Origin of the sequence: Cryobacterium sp. RTC2.1 (genome assembly GCF_035018685.1) — a bacterium.
In the GTDB taxonomy this organism is placed as follows: Bacteria; Actinomycetota; Actinomycetes; order Actinomycetales; family Microbacteriaceae; genus Cryobacterium; species Cryobacterium glucosi.
The window spans coordinates 1-3657 of the sequence record NZ_JASJXJ010000235.1 but is presented as its reverse complement, the minus strand read 5'-3'; the positions used below and the strand labels follow the sequence as shown (position 1 = coordinate 3657).

Sequence of the window (3657 nt, the reverse complement as noted above, 5' to 3'; positions counted from 1 at the left end):
GCCGCCCGCCTCCTGCGCTCCGCACTGAAGAAGCTCACGAGCCCGGTGACCCGCGCCGTCGGCGCCGTCGACGCCGCCCTCGCCGGGGCGAGCGACCGCATCCCGCACACCGAGGAGCCCGCGCCCCCGGCCGGCGGCTGGCTGCCCTGGGGCGGGGCACTGCCGCGCCTCCGCACGCGGGCACGCGCCCGGGTCCGGAAGCGCCGCCGCCGCTGGCAGGCGGCCGTCGTGACCCTGATGCTGGTCATGGTCGCTGCCGGCGGCGCCCTCGCAGTGGCGAAGCCGCGCCAGCCCACGGCTGCCGAAGTCGTCGAGGACTACTACGGACACCTCGATTTCCGCCGCTTCGCCGCCGCATACGCCCTGCTCGATCCCTCGACCCGGCCGGACTACACGGTGTACCAGCAGGAACTCGGCAGGGACGGAGGCCTTGTCGCCTCCTTCGCGAAGCTCGCATCCGTCACCGCAGTGCCGGCCTCGAGCACCCCGGGCAGGCAGGTGATGACCGCAACCCTCGACTATCTCACCTCCCTGCAGTCGTATCGGGTGACCACCCCTGTGACCCTGATCCAGGAACCGACCGGCTGGTTCATCGACCTTCCCGCCGGAGACGCGACGTCTCCGCCGGACCAGTTCACCAGCCGACCCGCCGTCGGCTTCCTCTCCCAGGGTCGTCGCGCACTCAGCTCGGACGGAACCTCCACGATGGACGTGCTCGACCGGCCCGAGCTGACCCTCGGCAACGTCAGCTCCCTGCTCGTGAACGGTCGCTGGGTCGTGATCGGCGAGGTGACGAACACCGACGTCGACCCCGCAGACGTCACCGTCGAAGCGCAGCTGCGCGATCAGGACGGCGCGCTGCTCGCCAGCTGGGATGCCGCCCAGGTACTCGTTCACAAGCTGCTGCCCGGAGCGACGAGCCCCTTCCGGATCGAGTTCCAGAGCATCGCCGGTACCGGCGACTACGGCCTCGAAGCCGACGGCGGCCTCAAGGACACGACGGCGGTGACGCCCCCCTCCGCGACAAGCGTCACCGTCGCAGCACCGGCCACGTCCTCCAATATCCACGGCCCTGTCGAGTTCGACCCTCAGACGATCACCCCCTTCGTGCTCGCCGCCGGCGCGACAGTGTCGTCGGTGGCCGTCTACGCCCGCGCCGTCGTGACCCCGCGGGCGAGCGCGCGCGGCCTGCAAGTGCAGCACCTGCGGCTCACCGGCTCGGCCGTCGACGGCTACGCCGTTCTCGGCGAGCTGCGCAACGACAGCACGGTGGAAGCCTCCGTTCCGCACCTCCTGGTGTCCTATACGGCAGCGGACGGCAGCCTGGCCTGGGTCGATCATGCCTATCTCGAGCACAGCATCGCCCCGCAATCGGTCAGCGATTTCCGCATTCCGCTCGCGTCACGCACCCCGATCGCGGCCTCCGGGGTGCCGACGACCGGCTACGCGGGTCCTGCCCACTCTCCGCCGGCATCCGCGCTCGCCGCCTCGATCGCCCTGCCCGCCGATACGGGCTTTTCCGGGCTGTCTCTTACGGCGACGACCTACGCCAGAGCGAGCCAGCCGTGACGCGGCCGGGCACGCGCCGCGCAGTCGGCCTGATCGTCACGCTCGCCCTCGGCCTGGCGATCGGGCTCCCCACGGATTCCGGAGCCGGCTCCCGCACGGAAGCGCGGGCAGCACAGAACGCTGCGACCGCCCTCGTGCTGCAAGTCGCGCCGACCGCGCCGGTGGGCGCGGAGATTCCGGTGACCGTCGCGGGGGCCGCCGACGGCGCGACGGTGCAACTCGTCGCGATCGGTTCGCTCGGCCAGCTCGTGCTCACCGCCGTGAGTGTCGACGACACGGCGGAATTCCGGCTTCCGGTCGCCCTGACCCGCAGCGCAGGGTCCGTCACCCTCGTGGCGAGTTCCGGTGGAACGGTCGTGCGGGGTGCCACGGAGCTCACCCCCGGGGCCGCGGTCGGCCCGATACAGGCCGTCGTCGGCGCTCGCTCCATCGTGGCCGACGCCGCAGACATGTCCATGGTCGTCACGATCCCTGTCGACGCCTGGGGTAATTCCATCGCAGAGGGTTCACCGGTGCTGGTCTCCCGCGAGAACCCCGTCGGAGTGCGGAGTTCGAGCGGAGCGGTCGTGTCGCACCTGCTCGCCTTCCAGGAACTCGTCTCGGGCACCCTGGCCGGTCGTGGCCAGGTCTGGGTCGCTTCCGGTCCCGTGACCGGACCGAGCGTCAGCCTCGACGAAGTCGCCGGGCCACCGCTCCCCTTCTCCCTCGAACCCGTCGAGCCCGTGTTGGCCGCCAACGCGGGGGCCGACGGCCAGACGCTCGTCCCGATCCGGACTTCCGTGCTGCGGGATCGCTTCGGCAATGTCGAGCCGGACGGCACCCAGGTCACGGTGGAATGGACGGGCCCTGAAGGCGCGGGGCGCACGACCGCGGCCACGATCTCCGGCGTCGCCCAGCTCTCGCTGCAGGCGCCGGGAACGCCGGGCGCGTTCCAGATCACCGGGTTCTGTCGCGGTGTGCACGCGGCGAGCGCCCTCACACTGCCGTTCGCGGCCACCGTCGGTACTGTCGACCTGAGCGCACGCCTGGTCGACGCCGGCGTCTTCGTGAGTATCGGACCGGTCAACCGCTTCGGCGGCACATTCGTGCCGGATGGAACGACGGCCCGCGTCTCCGTGGCCGACGCCATCGGCGAGGCCGGCTCCGCGAGCGCCGGGCTCGTGAACGGCGTGCTCGACATCCTCGTCGCGACCAGGCCGCTCGTCAGTCCGGTCACGGTCACCGTCTCGGTGCTCGGCGCAGAAGACGTGGAGACGCTCCGATGACGAGGCCCAGGCTCCCGGTCCGCGTGCCGGGAAACTTCAGGCGCAGCCGCATCAAACGGCTGATCGCCGCGCTGCTCGGCCTCGGCCTCGTCGCCGCGACCGTCGGGCTCCTCGTGCTCAGCGGGCAGATCACGCTGCAGAGTTCGACAGGGGCGAAGGTCTCGTCCGGGCTCCACGAAGTCGCGACGGTTCCGGTCAACGCAAGCCAGCTCGTCAGCTGGCTGCCAGACGCGTGGCAGCGCGAACGAGTGCTCGAGCCCGCGACGCGCATGATGATCGCAGCCAGCTATATCCGGGCCTGGGCCGCGATCGGGCGTTTCCAGTCCACGGGCGAGCGGCCTGCCGTCAACGACACGTTCAGCGGGGCGGCCCGGCGGGCCGTGCTCGATCTGCCCCGCACCGGCCCGAGCGCGACCTGGGACCTGCGCCACTCCCTCGAACTCGAGTTCTACGCCCTCGACGGCGCGACCGTCGCCTTCCACGACGGGGGTGCGAACATCGCACGCACGGTCGGCACCGGGGTGAATGAGACGGTGCTGCTCAGCCACGAGAGCTACGACGTCGTGATGGTGCTCGAAGACGGCTTCTGGCGCATCCGCCAGCTCCGGCGCTCCGCAGGGAGCGACACTGCCACACTGACGACGGATGCCGCCGGAGCGACCGCGATCACCGGCGCCCCGACGACGACACCCCTCACGGTCCCGGCGAGCCTGGCCACCGAGTATCGCCCGGCCGGCTGGGCGCCCGTCGTTCCGGTCGCCGTCACGGCGAGCGCCACACCGACACCGACTCCCGGCGCGACCCCAGCCCCTGCGCGCTCCGT

At 71.6% G+C, this 3657-nt stretch carries 2 protein-coding genes and 1 pseudogene; all 3 read left to right on the top strand.

Annotation, left to right across the window (positions count from 1 at the left end; translation table 11 throughout):
- Positions 1-1569 (top strand): hypothetical protein (locus QN357_RS18245; RefSeq protein ID WP_323505323.1); only part of this gene is annotated, 1569 nt, incomplete at its 5' end.
- Positions 1566-2834 (top strand): hypothetical protein, encoded by a 1269-nt coding sequence (locus tag QN357_RS18240; protein ID WP_323505322.1) that lies wholly within the window; start codon positions 1566-1568, stop codon positions 2832-2834. The genes QN357_RS18245 and QN357_RS18240, both read left to right, overlap by 4 nt.
- A pseudogene (locus QN357_RS18235) lies at positions 2831-3657 on the top strand (hypothetical protein); the annotation flags it as partial. The gene QN357_RS18240 and the pseudogene QN357_RS18235, both read left to right, overlap by 4 nt.